The sequence below is a fragment of the Thiomicrospira sp. ALE5 genome, from assembly GCF_900112445.1.
Lineage (GTDB): Bacteria > Pseudomonadota > Gammaproteobacteria > Thiomicrospirales > Thiomicrospiraceae > Thiomicrospira.
Genome location: NZ_FOYY01000005.1, coordinates 18,735 through 35,312, shown reverse-complemented (window position 1 = coordinate 35,312; position 16,578 = coordinate 18,735). Strand labels below are relative to the sequence as shown.

The window sequence follows — 16,578 nt, the reverse complement described above, 5'->3', positions numbered from 1 at the left end:
CTTGTCTAGATAACTAATAACGACCATTGAATGTGAAGCTTTAATGCGCTTTTGTTTTATTTCGACCAAACTATCATGTAAAGGTCAGAACGGCACATCATCGTCATCAAAGTCGTTCGGCTGATAAGCTGGGCGCTGCTGTGGTGCCGGCTTAGCTACTGGTTTTGCAGGCGCACCGCCTTGCATAGGAGGTTGAGCATAACCACCAGAAGGCTGTGCTGGACGTGCGGGGGCAGCACCGTAATTTGATTGATCATAAGGGTCACCACCCGTGCCACCCATGCCACCCTGACTAGGCTGTCCACCTTGGCGATTACCACCACCCAGCATCTGCATCACACCGCCACCTTGATCTATTACCACCTCGGTAGAATAACGGTCTTGTCCAGTATTTTGATCTTGCCACTTACGCGTTTGCAACTTACCTTCAAAGTAGACTTGTGAACCCTTTGTCAAATATTGCTGGGCTATTTCAGCTAACTTGCCAAAAATCACCACACGATGCCATTCAGTACGCTCTTGACGCTCTCCAGTGGCTCGGTCATTCCACTGCTCACTGGTCGCCAAACTTATATTGGCGATCGCATTACCATTGGCAGCATAACGCACCTCCGGATCACGACCTAGGGTACCCACTAGGATTACTTTATTTACTCCACGCATCGCTTACTCACTTTTCTCTTACTTGCTTAAAATATTCTAATAACGCTGTCTCATCGACTAGCTTGCGATCAATCTTAAAATAAGCCTGTTGCTCATCAGGTATAACCACCGCCTCAAACACACCTTCATAGGCACACAGCTTGTGTTCCAGCTCGGCCACTTCACTTGCTAAAACCGGGCCTACTGCCACTGATGCAATACTCCAAGGCATGGGCTTTTGCATGGTGGCCGCCAAAGCGACCCAAATTAACGCCAAGGTCATCGTAAACAGGAATAATCCATTATAACCATAAAACTGGAAGAAAAAGCCGCCAACTGCGCCACCAATAGCGGCGCCCATAAACTGACTGCTCGAATAAACGCCACTGGCGGTACCCTTTTTATCCGCAGGCGAAAGCTTGACTACCAAAGATGGCAAAGACGCCTCAAGTACGTTAAATGCCGTAAAGAATAATAATAGCAAAATAAACAACAAAAACAAGCTTTGCTGATAGACCGCGAAACCCAATTGCGTAAACGCAATCATGGCTATCGCACCCACAAAGACCATTTTCATGCGCCCACGCGATTCCGCCTGAATAATGAGTGGCACCATCAACACAAAGGACAATAACATCACCGGCAAATAAATTTCCCAATGACTCATCGAATCCATACCGCCTTCATCACGCAGAATGAACGGCATTGCCACAAACATGGCCGTTAATATCGCATGTAATATAAATACACCTACATCCAATCTTAACAGCTGGGTATTTTTAACTACCTGCAGTAACTGGCTCGGAATCGCTTCGGCTTCACGTTGAAAGCGTTGCTCGGTAATCGGTGGCAGCGCTAACCACACCAATAGCATCGCAAAGAGTGCTAATCCGGCAATAACCCAAAAAATACCCCGTACGCCAATAAATTCAGCCAAAAGAGGCCCTAATACGAGCGACAAGGTAAAGGATAATCCGATGGTAATACCCACGATCGACATGGCGCGCAAACGATAAGGCTCGCGCACCAAATCCGACACACTGGCTGTTAAAACGGCTGCCACCGCGCCTGCGCCCTGAATCGCTCGCCCTAAAATCATCATTTCAATTGATTCAGCAAGGGCACAAATAATCGAGCCAATCAAAAAGACGATTAACCCCAATTGAATTAATGGCTTGCGCCCAAAACGATCCGACAACATTCCATACGGAATTTGTAACAAGGCCTGGGTTAAACCATAAGCGCCAATCGCTAAACCAATTTGAATCCCGGTGACATTAGAAAACTCTTGCTCGGCAAACAATGCAAAGACCGGAAAGATCATAAACAAGCCGAGCATTCTGGTTGAAAAAATACTGGCAATTGAAAAGGTAGCACGACGCTCTAGTGGATTCATGCGTCGCGATAAGGCATCAGACATATCGACCCTTTTTATCATTTACGCAACCATTTTATAAATGGCTGCGTTAGCATAGTAAAATAGAAAAAATAATGTGAACGATTATACCACCCGCAAACCATCCAAGAGGTAAAGCTATGCAAATCACCCCGCACGTTACCACGACAAACTTGATGACATCAAATCGCCTAAGCAAATTACTGGTGATACTGGTGTTTAGCTTTGCGGGGCTGGCGCAGGCGCAACATGATATTCATTTCAGTATCACCGAGCAACTCGAGGTGGCCAATGACCAAATGATTATCCAGCTGGCCGCACAAGCCCAAGCCGGCAACACCCAAGCGGTGAGCCGACAAATTAATCAGGCAATGCAACAAGCCTTTCAACAACTCACCGCCGATGAACGCAACTTTGTGCAGACCGGTCAATACAGTGTTAACCCACGCCACAATCGTGATGGTGACATTATCCACTGGCAAGGCCAGCAACAACTGATCCTGACCTTACCTATTGATGCCGATATCAGCGAATTATTAAGCCGCTTGCAACCCTATTTGTCTTACCAATCCATGCAGGCAGGACTGAGTCACCCTAAACGCCAAGAGGCCGAAAACACTCTGCTTGAAACGGCACTTAAAAGCTACCAAGCCCGCGCCAAATTGATTGCGGCTAGTTTAGCTGCAAACCAGTACCGCATTCGTGAAACCCACATTAATACTCAACAACAAGCCGGTATCTTTCCTCAAGCACGCATGGCACTAGCCGCGAGCATGGATAGTGCGCCAGTCATTGAAGCCGGTAACCAAACGCTATCAATAAGTGTTAATGGTACCTTGGTTATTGAGTAACAATTTGACTAGGCCAGTTTTTCGCGCAGTTGCCGGATTTTTTGCTGAATCAGTTGGCGCTTGCCTTCTGACATGCGTTCAAGATGCTTGACCTGCATCCCCAGCCGGGGATGGCCGCGAAACTGTTCTTGGTGTTGCTCAATAAAACCCCAATAAAGCGTGGTAAACGGGCAGGCCTGGTCGCCGGTCGCCTCTTTGGGTTTGTAGCGGCAGTGTTGGCAATAGCCGGACATCTTGTCAATATACTGACCGCTGGCAATGTACGGTTTGCTCGCCATTAAGCCGCCATCGGCAAACTGACTCATGCCCAGCACATTCGGTAACTCGACCCACTCCACGGCATCAACATACATCGCCAAATACCATTTATGCACCTGCTCAGGTTTAGCCTGCCACAACAACGCAAATAAGCCGGTCACCATCAAGCGCTGAATATGATGACCATAACCATGCTCCAACACCTGACTGATTGAATCCTTTAAACAGCTCATTTCAGTGTCGCCTGTCCAGTAAAACGCCGGTAAATCCTGCTGCGCATTCAAAGCATTCATGCTTAACCAATCCGGCATATACGACCAATACAGCCCGCGCACATATTCACGCCAACCTAAAATTTGCCGAATAAAACCCTCGACCGCATTCAAGGGTGCGCGCCCTTGTTGATACGCCTGTTCAGCCGCCGCCATGACTTCACGCGGATTGAGCAGTTTAAGGTTAAGCGCCGCCGATAACAACGAATGATACAACCAGGCCTGGTTAGGCCACATTGCATCCTGATAATCACCGAACTTTTCCAACCTATGTGTAATGAAATCCTCCAAGGCGGCCAGCGCTTGCTCACGGGTCACCGGCCAGCCAAATTCAGCCAACTTGCCGGGATGCTGCGCAAAATGAAGTTCAACATCTTTAATGACCTGTTGCGTAATCGCATCGGGCGTAAACCTTAATGGCGCTGGCACCGCTTGCGGGCCGGCTTTACCAAAGCTTTGGCGATTATCCGCATCATAATTCCACTTGCCACCAATCGGTTTTTTATCGTCCATTAAAATACCGGTGCGCTGGCGCAAGTGCCGATACCAATACTCCATGGTCGGTTTTTTGCGACCCGCTAACCAGGTTTTAAACTCCCCAGGTTCTGCGATAAAGTGAATGTCCGGTAAAACATTCAGCGGTGTAGCGTTTTGCTGACACGCGGCTTTAACCTGTTGTAACACCCGATAATCACCCGGCACCACCAATTCAACCGAACCAACTTGATGGCGAGATAAAAATTCGCCTAATGCCTGTTCAAAACTCACAAAATCATGACTACCCAAAACCAAATAATGCAACGACCAGGCCTGCTGCCGCAAAGACTCGGCAAAATGCCGCATCGCGCTTAAAAATAACACCGTGCGCTGTTTATGCGATTGCACATGGGTCGATTCTTCAGGCAACTCCGCCATCCATATCGCATCTTTCGTAGGATCAAAGTCCTGCCAAACCAGCGCATCGCGGTTTAACTGATCGCCCAACACCACCACTAATTTTCTAATCATTCTTTGATACCATCTTGTTTCCGTGTTTTGCAGACCGCCGACAACGTTCCGAACAATACATCACCTGATCCCAATCCTTAGCCCACTTTTTGCGCCAGACAAACGGACGTAAACAAACCGGGCAGGTTTTGGTCGGCAACTCGGATTTCTTGCGCATTTTCATTTAAAACAAACTCAATTGTGGACTATCAGCTTCACGAGCGCTGGCAATTTTTTTTGACCTACGCCGACTGGCCGGACGCAAGCGGCTACCATGCTTAACATAAACCTGCTGCGCTTGTGCGCGAGCACTTGGCTGCTTGCGTAACGCGGCAAGCTGTTGTTTTGCCTCACGCGCTGACTGCTCAAGATCAACAATCGGCCAGGGATAATCTTGCCCCAATACCAGGCCTGCTTGTGCCAACCATTCCGGTGCAGCATCCCAAGGTGCGTGAATAAACGCGGCCTCTAAACCGGCCAGTTCAGGACACCACTGCTTGATAAAGCGTCCTTCAGGGTCATGGTCTTGTGACTGCTTAACCGGGTTATACACCCGCATCGCATTAATCCCGGTGGTGCCGGATTGCATTTGCACCTGCGAGTAATGAATGCCCGGTTCATAATCCGTAAACAAACGCGCCAACAGCGGCGCCGTATCGCGCCAATCCAGCCAAAGCTGATAACTGGCAAAACTCATTACCATCGCCCGCATCCGAAACGGTAACCAACCGGTCTGGCGCAAGCAACGCATACACGCATCGACCAAGGGCACGCCAGTTTGCCCCTCGAACCAGGCCTGCAAACGTGTCGGATACTGACCTTGGCTACGCAACCCCTCGGTTTCAGCTTGCAAACAGCTAAATTCCAGTTCCGGCTCGCTTTCCAGTTTTTGCATAAAATGACTTTGCCAGTGAAGCCGTGAAACGAAAGCACTTAAGGCGCGGCCATTTTTTTCGCCCAGCTTGCCTCGCGCGCCATAGGCGGCTTGCATCACCTCACGAATCGACAGACTACCCCAAGCTAAATGTGGACTGAGCCGTGAACTGGATTGCCGTGAAGCCAACGGCTTGGCAATGTCATACAAATAACGCGATAGATGGCGCTGCAGAAAATCGGCCAAGCGTTGCTCGCCGCGTCGCCGTCCGCCCGGCTGAGTGTGCTCATCGGCCACAATCGCTGCAGGCAAATAATCTTCTAGCTGTTGGGCCAGCCCGTTGGCATTTAATGGCGGCGGCGTCAGCAGGCCTGGTAAGCTGACCGGTGCGGGAATTAAGGCTTGTTGAAAAAACTGTTCGGCTTGAGCCTGCCAATGATCTCGTTGTGCAAGGCCACGTTTAATCGGATGCTGGGCTAATTCATACCAAGGAATCTGTTGATCTTGTAACCAAGCTTTAACCTGCTTATCGCGTTGATAGCTCCAGGCATTGCCGGTTTCTTGATGCGACCAGATCGCACTGATCTGATAATCCTGTTGAAGTTGCGCAAAAAGGTCGGTCACCTCGCCAACCGCAAACACCAAGCCTTGTCCCAACGCACGTAAGTCCGCATCCAAGTCCAGCAAACAATCAGCGACAAATCGCCATTGGCGCAAACTGGCATCCGGCTGCTGCCAAAGATCTGGCTCGAAAATATAGACAGGTAAGACCGCGCCCTGTTGGGCGGCAAAATACAGCGGCGCATGATCATGGATACGCAAATCACGTTTAAACCAGACCAGTTGCACCCTTGGCTTGCTTTGAATAGCCGGCCGATCCATAACATAGCTCAACATAATTAATGAAGGCTAAATTATAGGCATTGCCGACCAAAAGTGATACAGGCGTTATACAACTAAAAAAGATAACACCGTGAAAAGAAAAGACTAACGCGATTATTGGGCAGCTTGTTCGATGGCTTGCGACAGCTTGGTCTGCACATCGGTGGCGACCGCCTTGATAGCTGGATCATCACTCAACATATTCAAAACTTGAATCGGTTCAATCATACCGATCTTCACTTGACCCTGCTCAGTAAATACCGATATACGACAGGGTAACGCCATATTTAAATGCATATCCGCAGCCAACACCTTTGATGCAGCAGCGGGACTACATACTTCAAACACACGGCATTCTTCGGCAAAATCAAACCCCTTGCTGCGCAACGTGGCGCCTAAATCATGTACATGCAACACGCCAAACGGAATAGCGACCACCGCCGCATTAAGGGCTTCACAGGCTTGCTCAAAAGTCTTTCCAGTATTTAATACGTAATACATCTCGCCTCCCTGGCTTTAAACGCTGATTTAGATTTACTTTCGATTCGAATTTAAACCGCTAAGTGAAAATTCGAGCGAATTAATTGCACCAAAAATTTTTCAGAAAACCCGTCTGCATCAACATCATCAATCCAGTCAGGTTCACGCATACCCGGCATATAAAAGGCGTAACCAATTTTATATTCATCGCCCATCCGCCCCAACACAAAGGTCAGCTTGGCACGACTAGCACTTAAAATCAGTGAGCAGGTGTTATTAGGGTTAATCTCACAACGCACAATCGGTAAGCCCGCGTCATTTAAGCCGGCCGCATCAGCTTGGGCTTGCAAAAGACTATACAGCTGGTCATATTCGGTAATCATCTAGCTATCTCGTTTATCAAACTAAAACGCCATTGTACTGGAAAAAGTCTGCTAAGGGTTATGGCTGGGCTAGCTTAAAAGTGGCCAAGCGCTCCAACTGATAATAGCTGTTAAGGCCACTGATACCCACACTGTTTAACGCACTTAAATCCAAGCCCCCGTCCGGCGCATAATGCGGCTGTTCAATCCAGACATGTTCGATCTGGCCAATAATAATGACTGTATTATTATGTTTAACCGGCATTTCATCGACAAAACGCAGCCCATACTTGACCTGAGATTCCGCAACAAACGGCGCCGCAAATCCGTCTAAAAAAACCGGCGTTAGGCCTGTCGCGTCAAACTCTGATACTTCCTTTGGATACTTAGCGGAGGTTTGATGCGCTTTATCCGCCCAGTCAGGATGAACATGGTTTAGGGTGTAGCAACCGCTGCTGACAAGATTGTCATAGCTATGGCGCGGCACATCGCCTTTCGAGCGCAACACCATGCCAATCAGCGGTGGACTACTGCCCATATGAAACACCGAACTAAATATCGCAAGATTAGTTTGACCTTGTGGGTTTACGGTACCGACTAAATTTGCTGGTTTAATCCCCGTAATCGAATTAATCAATAGAATCTGTTCAGTTTTTGGTAATTCGGCTAAGGCTTGGGCATTTAGAATCATGGCAGGCTCACGGTTAAAGACAACGGTTAAATTTGCAGTAACCATAGCTTAACCAGGCCTGGTTAAGCGTGAAGAAAATACGGAATCATGCGTTTAAAAACGCTAAAACCTGCTCTACCCAACTCAAATATGAATACCAATATGCCGCCCATCAGGAAGTTGCACATCTAAAGACAATTTGCCGCCTAACGCCTCCACATAACGTTTAAGCGAAGACAGCTTCACCTCGTGGCCGCGTTTTTCTAAGTTAGCTACTGAAGGCTGTGAAATACCCAAACGCTCCGCCATTTCAACTTGTGAAAGCGCCAACTGTTCTCGCAAATAAGCCAAACGCCAAGCTAGCACCTCTTCCTCGGCTTGTTTTTGCGCGGATTCAACAATCGCCGGATTGATTTTTTGCAATAAATCCCCTAAAGGTTTTGCCATAACTTTCTCCTAATCCAGTTTTTCAAGATGTGCAATAAATTCACGCTCGGCAATCGGAATCATCCTGTCATAAAAACGTTTATCACCGGTTTTATCACCGCCACACAGCATGACCGCTTGACGCTTAGGGTCAAAAGCAAACAACACACGATACGGTTTGCCTTTATACTGAACCCGCAGCTCCTTTAAGTTTTTAACTCTATGCACGCCTGAAAGCGTATCGACATCAGGACGACCCAATAACGGTCCAATCGATTGCAGTTTAAAAATAGCGGTCAAAATACTTTGCTGTTCGGCTGGATTTAGCGATAAAAACCAATCATCAAAATAATCAACCGTCACTACTTGCCACATACAAACCTCATTATAACCTAAAGACTATATAGCTTATAAGCTATTTCACACTCTCTGCATTACCCCAAAAATCCATCAAAATAATCGCTGTCCAAGGTTTTGACTTGATACGTCTCTTTTACACTCACGCCGACATTATGCTCAATCATTAACTCGGCCAGCTTTTGACCATCCACCAACACCACCGACAAATTGAGTCCGCGCACCGAGGCTAAGGCGCCCTGCGAAAAATCCGAGGTGGTAATAAACACGCCCTTTTTCGCGCCCTGGCGAGTCAACGAACCGATAAACTTATCAATTTCCGGACGATGCACCGTGTTTTCCCAACGTTTGGCCTGCAGATAAATCGCATCCAACCCCAATTTGTCTTCATTGATAATGCCATCGATGCCATCATCGCCTGTCAATTTGGTAGCCTGCCCCGCTTCTTTACGCGCGCCGCCATAACCCATACCAATCATCAAATCTACCACCAACTGCTCAAACGCCTGCGGTGAGAGCTGCTTAACGTTTTCCAACAACTCCGCCGCCAAACTGCGATTCAGTGACTGATACGCCTGCTGCAATTGCTCGTCTGGCGTATCCGGCAAAGCTTCGGCTGCATTGTCATCCAAGGTGTCTTTATCGGTTGACGGCTTAACACTATGAAATACTCGAAAGCTCTCAAACTGCTTTAAAAAACGCACATTGATACGTTCTAAATTCTGCGCCAACACCGATTGCCCCAAGTCCGTAAGCTGATAATGCGCACGTTTCGGTGAGCTCACCAGGCCTGCTTTTTTCAAATAGGTAATCGCCCAACCAATTCGATTTTTTATAATTGTCTGCTTGCCTGACGGCAATAACTCGGCACGCTGTTCCGGCGTTAAAGCAAATTCATCGCTCACCTGCTCGACAATCTGCGCCGAACTCACCACATCCTTGCCCGCCAAACACTTTAAAACCGGCAGCATCACCGTTTGAAAATCAGGAATCGACATCATCACCTCAAAAAATTAGTTCTATTTATCATTCAAAAAGCACATGCACGCAGCCATCAAACCTTATAACCGAAAACCGGTTCGGCGACTTTTTGCATTTGTGCGACAACCTTTTCATACAAGGTTTCTGGCGCAATATCGGCCTCATTCGGCCAAATCAAGGTACCGCATTCCACCTTCGCTTGCGCGAAAAACGCCTTGTCCTTCAGAGGCTCAAAAACTCGGCCTTTTTCAAGATAGTAATTCAAATCCACTTGACCCGCTATACCATCGTCATAAGCGATATAAAACCGATAGTCACCGCGATAGTCTGCTTGAACAATCTCATTGAAATGCCACATACAGAAGACTCCCAGCAATCTAAAGGATCAATTTTTTTAATCAAGCTTGTTAGGTCATTATTCAGAATTTGACCTCAATAACAAGGTTAATTAACTAGGTGAAAACCAACTGAAAATCTAATCAGGCCTGCTAATTCACTACAAAATCAATACTTCAATTTTGCCTTGATTCTGACTTTTCAACCAAATAACCTTCACAATCATTAATTAAGCCGTCTAGTTATACTTATAAAATCCAAAAAATTTACAACATAAAATAAAACACAAAATATCATAACTTATTGTTATTATTAAAAATTAATGGTTAAATATACGACATTATATACTACATAAAACACATCCTATGAACGTCGAAGATTACTTGCAATCCCTGATTGCCACCAGCAAACAAATCCAAACCGCCTGCAACCTCACCCAACGCCAAGTTGGCTTGCAAATCAACAAGCTCGGGGATCGCGTTGTTAGAATTGCTAATGGACGCAGTCCAAAATATGCCCTGACCACAGCAAAATTTGGCGTGGGCGACAGCATTCTTATTTGGGAGATGGATAACTTTGGCAAACCAACCTGTATTGCAAAGCTTCGCCCCTTAGCCGCCGGTGGCTTTTTTATTAAAGAACATCAAAACATGCCCAGAGTTTTTCTGGGTGAAGCCAAAAATGGTCTATTTGATGACTTGCCGTTTTTCTTAGTTGATATGGCACCGAAAGGTTTTCTGGGCAAAAAAATTGCTGAGCAGCTATCTCGCGTGGATGAAAGTTTTCCCGCGCATCTAAAAGATTGGAAAACCGAGCATATTGGCCGTTACTTGCTGGCAAATCCTGACAACAGCATTGGTAATTTAAAATTTGGCAATAATGCCGCCTTGCAATTACATACTCCTTTCACAACGCATTCACGCAAGGAATACATTACGCTCGCCGATCATATTATGGATGAAGATGTACTGGTTTCTTCTGCCGGTGGTGAACATCAAAAATTCGCCACCTTTTGCACGGACATTGACGCGCATGTTATTGTTAAGTTTTCACCCAAAGGCAATGACGCGAACGCGCGCCGCTGGAAGGATGTGCTTATTACAGAGCACTATGCCGCCAAAGTGCTCAATGAAACCGGCTTTGTGACCGCCGCTGAAACCCATATTTTCGAGGGTCACGAGCGTCTGTTTCTCGAATCCAAGCGCTTTGATCGTTCGGGGAAAAATGGTCGGCGCTCCATGCTATCACTTGAGGTGATTGATGCGGAATTCGTCGGATCCGGCGTAAGCTGGATGGACAGTTGCTTTCAACTTTTGCAGCAAGGTTTACTCACTGAACAGGACTACATCAAGGTTGAATTTTTGTCTGCCTTTGCGCGCTACATCCATAATACCGATACGCACTTGGGCAATATCAGTTTTGCAACCCATCGGGATATTTTTGCTCTTTTGCCGATTTATGACATGTGTTCGATGGGGTTTGCACCCAAAAGTAACGGTGAAGTTGCGCCATTACAATTTAGCTGGCCAGAATCGGTTAAAGTCAAAAAGTTCGGACTTAATGGCGTAAAACACTATGCAACGCGCTTTTGGAAGAACCTAGCCCAAGAGCCTTTTCTTTCAGCGGAGTTCAGGCAATTTATCAACGAAAAGGTTATTCCGCAGATCCCAGATTGAGGCAAAAAAGCCCCCTCAGTCTTTAAGGAAAAATCAAGCGACTGCTCACCAAGCCTGCTTGTTAAATCGGTGTAAAAACGAATCATGTTATAATCTGCGTTTTGCTTAATTTGGGCGGGTTGGTCATGCTTGAGAAGATTATTATTCGCGGGGCGCGGACGCATAATTTAAAGAATATTGATGTCACTTTGCCGCGCGACAAGCTGATTGTGATTACCGGCCTGTCGGGATCAGGCAAATCATCCTTGGCGTTTGATACCATCTACGCCGAAGGCCAGCGCCGTTATGTCGAATCGCTGTCTGCCTATGCACGCCAGTTTTTATCGGTGATGGAAAAACCCGATTTAGACCATATTGAAGGTTTGTCACCGGCAATTTCAATTGAGCAAAAATCCACCTCCCACAACCCACGTTCGACCGTCGGCACCGTCACCGAAATTTACGATTATCTACGCTTATTGTACGCCCGCGCCGGCACACCGCGCTGCCCGACCCACGATGTTGACCTGGAAGCCCAAACCGTCAGCCAAATGGTCGATCGCACCTTGGAACTGCCGGAAGGCACCAAATGTTTATTGGTCTCGCCCGTGGTACGTGGCCGCAAGGGTGAGCACAACAATCTGCTAGATGAATTGCAAGCCCAAGGCTTTATTCGTGCGCGCATTAATGGCCGCTTAATGGATTTAGACGGCTCGATTGCGCTCGATAAAAACAAAAAGCACGATATCGAAGTGGTGATTGACCGCTTCAAAGTGCGCGAAGATCTGAAACAACGCTTGGCCGAATCCTTTGAAACCGCATTGCGCTTGTCCGATGGCTTGGCGCGTGTGGTACCGATGGACGAAGACGATGACTTTGAACTGTTGTTTTCAGACAAGTTCTCTTGCCCGCATTGCGGCTATAGCGTGCCGGAACTCGAACCGCGTTTATTCTCCTTTAACAACCCGCATGGCGCCTGCCCTTCCTGTGACGGCTTAGGCGTCAAAGAAAGCTTTGATCCGCAACGCGTGATTACGCATCCAGAACTGAGTTTAGCAGGCGGCGCGATTCGCGGTTGGGATCGCCGCCATAAATACTATTACGATATTTTATTGGCCGTGGCGACCCACTATGGCTTTGATATGGAAACGCCCTGGGCAGAGTTGGATGAAAAAGCCCGCCAAATCGTGCTGTATGGTTCAGGCCGCGAAAAGCTTGCATTACCGCATGGCCGCTATGCAAAAGTTCGCCGCTTTGAGGGCGTACTGCCCAATATGGAGCGACGCTACACAGAAACCGAAAGCAAAACCGTGCGCGATGAGCTGGATAAATATCGCGTCACCACCCCCTGTAAAACCTGTGGCGGTGAGCGTTTGAACGAAGCAGCGCGCCATGTGTTTGTCGCTGATATCACCCTGCCTAAACTGACCCATAAATCGGTCGGCGAGTTGTATGCATTTTTTGACCAACTCAGCCTGCCGGGCGCGAAAGGCAAAATTGCCGCACCGATTTTAAAAGAAGTCCGTGAACGCCTGTCGTTTTTGGTGAATGTTGGTTTGAACTATTTGACCCTGGATCGCAGCGCCGACACCCTCTCCGGTGGCGAAGCGCAACGTATTCGCCTTGCCAGTCAGATAGGTGCAGGCTTGGTAGGCGTGATGTATGTCTTGGACGAACCCTCGATTGGGTTGCATCAACGTGATAACGACCGTTTGCTGCGCACCCTGACCCATTTGCGTGACCTAGGCAACACCGTGATAGTCGTCGAACACGATGAAGATGCGATACGCGCCGCTGACTATGTATTAGACATTGGCCCCGGTGCCGGCATTCACGGTGGGCGCATTATGGCGCAAGGCACGCCGGACGAAGTCAAAGCTAACCCACAATCGCTAACCGGCCAATACCTTAGCGGTAAGCGCAAAATCGAAGTGCCGCAACAACGGGTTAAACCGGGCAAAAATTGGCTGAAAATTATTGGTGCAACGGGCAATAACCTTAAAGACGTGACCCTAGAAATTCCAGCAGGCCTGCTAACTTGCATTACCGGGGTATCGGGTTCAGGCAAATCGACGTTAATTAACGAAACCCTGAGCAAAATTGCTGCGCGGGATCTTAATGGCGCCTTAGGCGAACCTGCGCCTTACCAAAAAGTAGAAGGCTTGCAGCATTTTGACAAAGCGGTGAATATCGATCAAAGTCCGATTGGTCGCACACCGCGCTCCAATCCGGCCACCTATACCGGTTTGTTCACGCCGATTCGTGAATTACTGGCCGCCACGCCAGAAGCCCGCACACGCGGTTATAACCCGGGACGCTTTAGCTTTAACGTCAAAGGGGGGCGTTGTGAGGCCTGCCAAGGTGATGGCGTGATTAAAGTCGAAATGCATTTTCTGCCAGATGTCTATGTGCCCTGCGATGTCTGTCACGGCCAGCGCTATAACCGCGAAACCCTGCAAATTCAGTACAAGGGCAAAACCATTCACGACATTCTGGAGATGACAGTGGAAGACGCGCGCGCGTTTTTTGATGCGATTCCGGCTTTGGCGCGCAAATTGCAAACCCTGATGGATGTTGGACTCGGTTATATTAAACTCGGCCAAAGCGCGACCACCCTATCCGGTGGTGAAGCCCAGCGCGTGAAACTGGCCAAAGAACTGTCCAAACGCGATACCGGCAACACGCTGTATATTTTGGATGAACCGACCACCGGCTTGCATTTCCACGATATCGAACAACTGATGAAGGTCGTCTATGAATTGCGTGATCGCGGCAACACCATTGTGATTATCGAACACAATCTCGATGTGATTAAAACCGCCGATTGGCTGGTCGATCTCGGCCCCGAAGGTGGTGCGGGCGGTGGCCAAATTATTGCCACCGGCACACCGGAAGATGTTGCGCATAATCCTGATTCACACACAGGTTACTATCTAAAATCCTGGTTAAAGTAACGCTATCGCTCGGTACGGCCTTGCCAGCTTAATCGCTCTGCTTTTTTAACCGGTTCATGCTGCCAGCGCTTAACCGGTTTTTGGAGCAGTAAATTATTGGGATACACCAACACATTCTGCTCTTTATCAATGATTCTGATTTGAAACAAACCTATATCATCTAATTTACCGCGCACCGAATTGGCGCCATCAATAATCTCGATTTCATCACCGACTCGCGCTGGAAAAGTAAAAAAGACAATCACACCAGAAGTCACATTGCTCAAAATCGACCACTGCGCAAATAACACCACCCCCATGACCGCTAACACCGAGCTGGCCACCACCCAGAAACCCCGATAATCGAAGCCCCAAATCAACGCCAACACCACCAGTAACATGACCAACAAAATCACTTTAAAATAAATAACGACCTGGTTAATCCGCTGTATTTGATTACGATGCCGCTCACCCCATGAGCGCACGGCACGCTGGGTTAAATGAAATAAGCCGCTATAGCCTGCTAAAACCAATGCACTAAATAATAGCTGATAAATCCAACGATACTCGTCCAAGGCTTCACCCTTTTGTTATATCTAGTTGTTTACGTAATTGCGCCAATAACGCCACAGCAAGGCTGTACTTGGCCTGCTTAGGTAAGGCGACCTCATCCGTTGCGGTCATCACCAACAAAGCATTCTCATCCACTTCAAAACCTTGGCCATCACCCACTTGGTTGGCGCATATCATATCCAAACCCTTCTGCAGGCGTTTTTGACGCGCATAGTCAACTAGCTGTTGAGTTTCAGCAGCAAAGCCCACCACGTAAGGCTTATCAACCTGCTGCGCGACCCAAGCGATAATATCGGGATTTTTAATCAATGTCAGTGTGAGTTCATCTTGATTGGGTTGTTTTTTAATTTTGTGTGACGAGGGTTGCGCTAGGCGATAGTCCGCAACCGCAGCAGCACCAATCATCACATCGACACTGGCATAATGGGCCTGCACTTGGCTAAACATTTGCATGGCCGAACGAACATTAATCCGTGTAACACCTGTTGGCGTATCCAAATTAACAGGACCGGCGATTAGGGTGACCTCGGCACCTTGTTGCGCCGCCGCGGCCGCGATGGCAAAGCCCATTTGCCCAGAACTCCGATTACCAATAAAACGCACCGGATCCAAATCTTCAAAAGTAGGGCCAGCGGTAATCAGTAGTTTTTTACCTAACCAGGCCTGCTGATGGCTTGTTTCAGCTATTGCAGACGCTGAATGATAAGCGGCGACAGCTCGGGCTATATCATCTGGCTCCGCTAAGCGACCCGCACCCACATCACCGCAGGCCTGCTCACCTTCACCGGGCGCTATCAGCTGCCATCCTCGCGCCATCAATGCCGCCACATTGTCTTGCGTCGCGCTATTTGCCCACATTAATTGATTCATCGCGGGTGCAAACAGAATGGGCCGGTCGCTAGCCAAACACAAGGTGGTTAATAGGTCATCGGCCATGCCAACCCGCAAACGTGCCAGTAAATTGGCCGACACCGGTGCTAACACAATCAAATCGGGCCAACGCGCCAATTCAATATGCCCCATGCCATTTTCTTGCGCTAAATCAAATAGGCTATCCCGAACCGGACGTCCCGATAGCGCTTGAAAAGACAACGGCTGCACAAACTGTTTAGCGCCCTCGGTCATGACCACTTGCACTTGATGGCCGGCTTTCACCAGTAACCTGACGAGCTGCAAGGCTTTGTAAGCCGCAATACCGCCACTGACACCCAATAATATCTTCATCGTTTTCTATTACTCAATAATATCAGTTGGTAAATAACGCATCTAACTGCGCAGGGATTTCAGGGCGTCCTTGCGGATTTAGGGCCGTACCCACCACCTTCGCTTGCATAATGAGTTTATCATCCTCAGACCGATAAATATGCTGCAAAAAAGCAAAGCGTAGCCGCGATTCTTTAACGCATTCCACGGTGATATAAAAATCATCCTGGGGGCGCAATGAGCCCTTATAGTCCAGTTCAGCACGGGTAACCACCAAATGAATGTGCTGGGCCGTTAGTTCAGCAAAATTAACCTTGTGCGCTAATAAAAATTCATGGCGGGCATGTTCAAGATAATTCATATAAACACTATTGTTGACCACACCTTGTAAATCACATTCATAATCGCGAACCCGTAACGAAATCGTAAACATATTCAGC

Annotated in this window: 18 protein-coding genes; 3 read left to right on the top strand and 15 right to left on the bottom strand. The window is 48.0% G+C overall.

What is annotated here, in order from left to right; all coding sequences use genetic code 11:
- Window positions 1-84: 84 nt before the first annotated feature.
- Both ssb and BM293_RS09020 read right to left on the bottom strand, forming a co-directional pair.
- Window positions 85-663, bottom strand: coding sequence for a single-stranded DNA-binding protein (ssb, locus tag BM293_RS09025; RefSeq protein ID WP_093448647.1), 579 nt, complete (start codon window positions 661-663; stop codon window positions 85-87).
- Window positions 664-670: 7 nt separating this feature from the next.
- On the bottom strand, window positions 671-2,062 hold the full coding sequence (locus BM293_RS09020; RefSeq protein WP_093448645.1) for an MFS transporter: 1,392 nt from the start codon (window positions 2,060-2,062) through the stop codon (window positions 671-673).
- Window positions 2,063-2,178: 116 nt separating this feature from the next.
- Between BM293_RS09020 and BM293_RS09015 the strand changes: the two genes are divergently transcribed.
- Window positions 2,179-2,889, top strand: coding sequence for an SIMPL domain-containing protein (locus tag BM293_RS09015; protein WP_093448643.1), 711 nt, complete (start codon window positions 2,179-2,181; stop codon window positions 2,887-2,889).
- Between the two features lie 8 nt (window positions 2,890-2,897).
- Here the strand turns inward: BM293_RS09015 and BM293_RS09010 are convergent, their stop codons facing one another.
- From BM293_RS09010 to BM293_RS08965, 10 genes are all read right to left on the bottom strand, one after another.
- Complete coding sequence (locus BM293_RS09010) at window positions 2,898-4,427, bottom strand: cryptochrome/photolyase family protein (RefSeq protein WP_093448640.1); 1,530 nt, start codon at window positions 4,425-4,427, stop codon at window positions 2,898-2,900.
- The gene (locus BM293_RS09005) at window positions 4,420-4,584 is read right to left on the bottom strand and encodes a DUF2256 domain-containing protein (RefSeq protein WP_093448930.1); all 165 of its coding nucleotides are present in this window, start codon (window positions 4,582-4,584) and stop codon (window positions 4,420-4,422) included. The genes BM293_RS09010 and BM293_RS09005 overlap by 8 nt, the downstream gene beginning before the upstream one ends.
- Before the next feature lie 6 nt (window positions 4,585-4,590).
- Window positions 4,591-6,177 (bottom strand): cryptochrome/deoxyribodipyrimidine photo-lyase family protein, encoded by a 1,587-nt coding sequence (locus tag BM293_RS09000; RefSeq protein ID WP_234968967.1) that lies wholly within the window; start codon window positions 6,175-6,177, stop codon window positions 4,591-4,593.
- Between the two features lie 99 nt (window positions 6,178-6,276).
- Complete coding sequence (locus BM293_RS08995; protein WP_093448638.1) at window positions 6,277-6,663, bottom strand: DUF302 domain-containing protein; 387 nt, start codon at window positions 6,661-6,663, stop codon at window positions 6,277-6,279.
- A 50-nt stretch (window positions 6,664-6,713) separates the two neighbouring features.
- Window positions 6,714-7,025 (bottom strand): hypothetical protein, encoded by a 312-nt coding sequence (locus BM293_RS08990; protein ID WP_093448636.1) that lies wholly within the window; start codon window positions 7,023-7,025, stop codon window positions 6,714-6,716.
- A gap of 58 nt (window positions 7,026-7,083) precedes the next feature.
- A complete protein-coding gene (locus BM293_RS08985; protein WP_234968966.1) occupies window positions 7,084-7,740 on the bottom strand; it encodes a flavin reductase family protein in 657 nt (218 codons plus the stop codon).
- A gap of 78 nt (window positions 7,741-7,818) precedes the next feature.
- Entirely contained in the window at window positions 7,819-8,121 is a 303-nt protein-coding gene (locus tag BM293_RS08980; RefSeq protein ID WP_093448634.1) for a helix-turn-helix domain-containing protein, read from the bottom strand.
- Between the two features lie 9 nt (window positions 8,122-8,130).
- Complete coding sequence (locus BM293_RS08975; protein WP_093448633.1) at window positions 8,131-8,475, bottom strand: type II toxin-antitoxin system RelE/ParE family toxin; 345 nt, start codon at window positions 8,473-8,475, stop codon at window positions 8,131-8,133.
- Between the two features lie 59 nt (window positions 8,476-8,534).
- The gene (locus BM293_RS08970; RefSeq protein ID WP_234968976.1) at window positions 8,535-9,458 is read right to left on the bottom strand and encodes a restriction endonuclease; all 924 of its coding nucleotides are present in this window, start codon (window positions 9,456-9,458) and stop codon (window positions 8,535-8,537) included.
- Between the two features lie 53 nt (window positions 9,459-9,511).
- Window positions 9,512-9,796, bottom strand: coding sequence for a DUF2442 domain-containing protein (locus tag BM293_RS08965; RefSeq protein WP_093448629.1), 285 nt, complete (start codon window positions 9,794-9,796; stop codon window positions 9,512-9,514).
- A gap of 343 nt (window positions 9,797-10,139) precedes the next feature.
- Between BM293_RS08965 and BM293_RS08960 the strand changes: the two genes are divergently transcribed.
- Together BM293_RS08960 and uvrA are read left to right on the top strand one after the other, a co-directional pair.
- Window positions 10,140-11,450, top strand: coding sequence for a HipA domain-containing protein (locus tag BM293_RS08960; protein ID WP_093448627.1), 1,311 nt, complete (start codon window positions 10,140-10,142; stop codon window positions 11,448-11,450).
- A gap of 125 nt (window positions 11,451-11,575) precedes the next feature.
- A complete protein-coding gene (gene uvrA / locus BM293_RS08955) occupies window positions 11,576-14,383 on the top strand; it encodes an excinuclease ABC subunit UvrA (RefSeq protein WP_093448625.1) in 2,808 nt (935 codons plus the stop codon).
- 2 nt (window positions 14,384-14,385) lie between these two features.
- On the opposite strand, the gene BM293_RS08950 is transcribed toward uvrA, so the two are convergent.
- The 3 genes from BM293_RS08950 to BM293_RS08940 are packed head-to-tail and all read right to left on the bottom strand — an operon-like array spanning window position 14,386 to window position 16,571.
- The gene (locus BM293_RS08950) at window positions 14,386-14,937 is read right to left on the bottom strand and encodes a mechanosensitive ion channel domain-containing protein (RefSeq protein ID WP_093448624.1); all 552 of its coding nucleotides are present in this window, start codon (window positions 14,935-14,937) and stop codon (window positions 14,386-14,388) included.
- A gap of 4 nt (window positions 14,938-14,941) precedes the next feature.
- Window positions 14,942-16,159, bottom strand: coding sequence for a bifunctional phosphopantothenoylcysteine decarboxylase/phosphopantothenate--cysteine ligase CoaBC (gene coaBC / locus BM293_RS08945; RefSeq protein ID WP_093448622.1), 1,218 nt, complete (start codon window positions 16,157-16,159; stop codon window positions 14,942-14,944).
- 22 nt (window positions 16,160-16,181) lie between these two features.
- A complete protein-coding gene (locus BM293_RS08940) occupies window positions 16,182-16,571 on the bottom strand; it encodes an acyl-CoA thioesterase (RefSeq protein ID WP_093448620.1) in 390 nt (129 codons plus the stop codon).
- Window positions 16,572-16,578: the final 7 nt, after the last annotated feature.

Bases quoted from the DNA above. Each gene is read 5' to 3' on its own strand.
- ssb (WP_093448647.1), bottom strand. From the start codon at position 663: ATGCGTGGAGTAAATAAAGTAATCCTAGTGGGTACCCTAGGTCGTGAT.
- BM293_RS09020 (WP_093448645.1), bottom strand. From the start codon at position 2,062: ATGTCTGATGCCTTATCGCGACGCATGAATCCACTAGAGCGTCGTGCT.
- BM293_RS09015 (WP_093448643.1), top strand. From the start codon at position 2,179: ATGCAAATCACCCCGCACGTTACCACGACAAACTTGATGACATCAAAT.
- BM293_RS09010 (WP_093448640.1), bottom strand. From the start codon at position 4,427: ATGATTAGAAAATTAGTGGTGGTGTTGGGCGATCAGTTAAACCGCGAT.
- BM293_RS09005 (WP_093448930.1), bottom strand. From the start codon at position 4,584: ATGCGCAAGAAATCCGAGTTGCCGACCAAAACCTGCCCGGTTTGTTTA.
- BM293_RS09000 (WP_234968967.1), bottom strand. From the start codon at position 6,177: ATGTTGAGCTATGTTATGGATCGGCCGGCTATTCAAAGCAAGCCAAGG.
- BM293_RS08995 (WP_093448638.1), bottom strand. From the start codon at position 6,663: ATGTATTACGTATTAAATACTGGAAAGACTTTTGAGCAAGCCTGTGAA.
- BM293_RS08990 (WP_093448636.1), bottom strand. From the start codon at position 7,025: ATGATTACCGAATATGACCAGCTGTATAGTCTTTTGCAAGCCCAAGCT.
- BM293_RS08985 (WP_234968966.1), bottom strand. From the start codon at position 7,740: ATGGTTACTGCAAATTTAACCGTTGTCTTTAACCGTGAGCCTGCCATG.
- BM293_RS08980 (WP_093448634.1), bottom strand. From the start codon at position 8,121: ATGGCAAAACCTTTAGGGGATTTATTGCAAAAAATCAATCCGGCGATT.
- BM293_RS08975 (WP_093448633.1), bottom strand. From the start codon at position 8,475: ATGTGGCAAGTAGTGACGGTTGATTATTTTGATGATTGGTTTTTATCG.
- BM293_RS08970 (WP_234968976.1), bottom strand. From the start codon at position 9,458: ATGATGTCGATTCCTGATTTTCAAACGGTGATGCTGCCGGTTTTAAAG.
- BM293_RS08965 (WP_093448629.1), bottom strand. From the start codon at position 9,796: ATGTGGCATTTCAATGAGATTGTTCAAGCAGACTATCGCGGTGACTAT.
- BM293_RS08960 (WP_093448627.1), top strand. From the start codon at position 10,140: ATGAACGTCGAAGATTACTTGCAATCCCTGATTGCCACCAGCAAACAA.
- uvrA (WP_093448625.1), top strand. From the start codon at position 11,576: ATGCTTGAGAAGATTATTATTCGCGGGGCGCGGACGCATAATTTAAAG.
- coaBC (WP_093448622.1), bottom strand. From the start codon at position 16,159: ATGAAGATATTATTGGGTGTCAGTGGCGGTATTGCGGCTTACAAAGCC.
- BM293_RS08940 (WP_093448620.1), bottom strand. From the start codon at position 16,571: ATGTTTACGATTTCGTTACGGGTTCGCGATTATGAATGTGATTTACAA.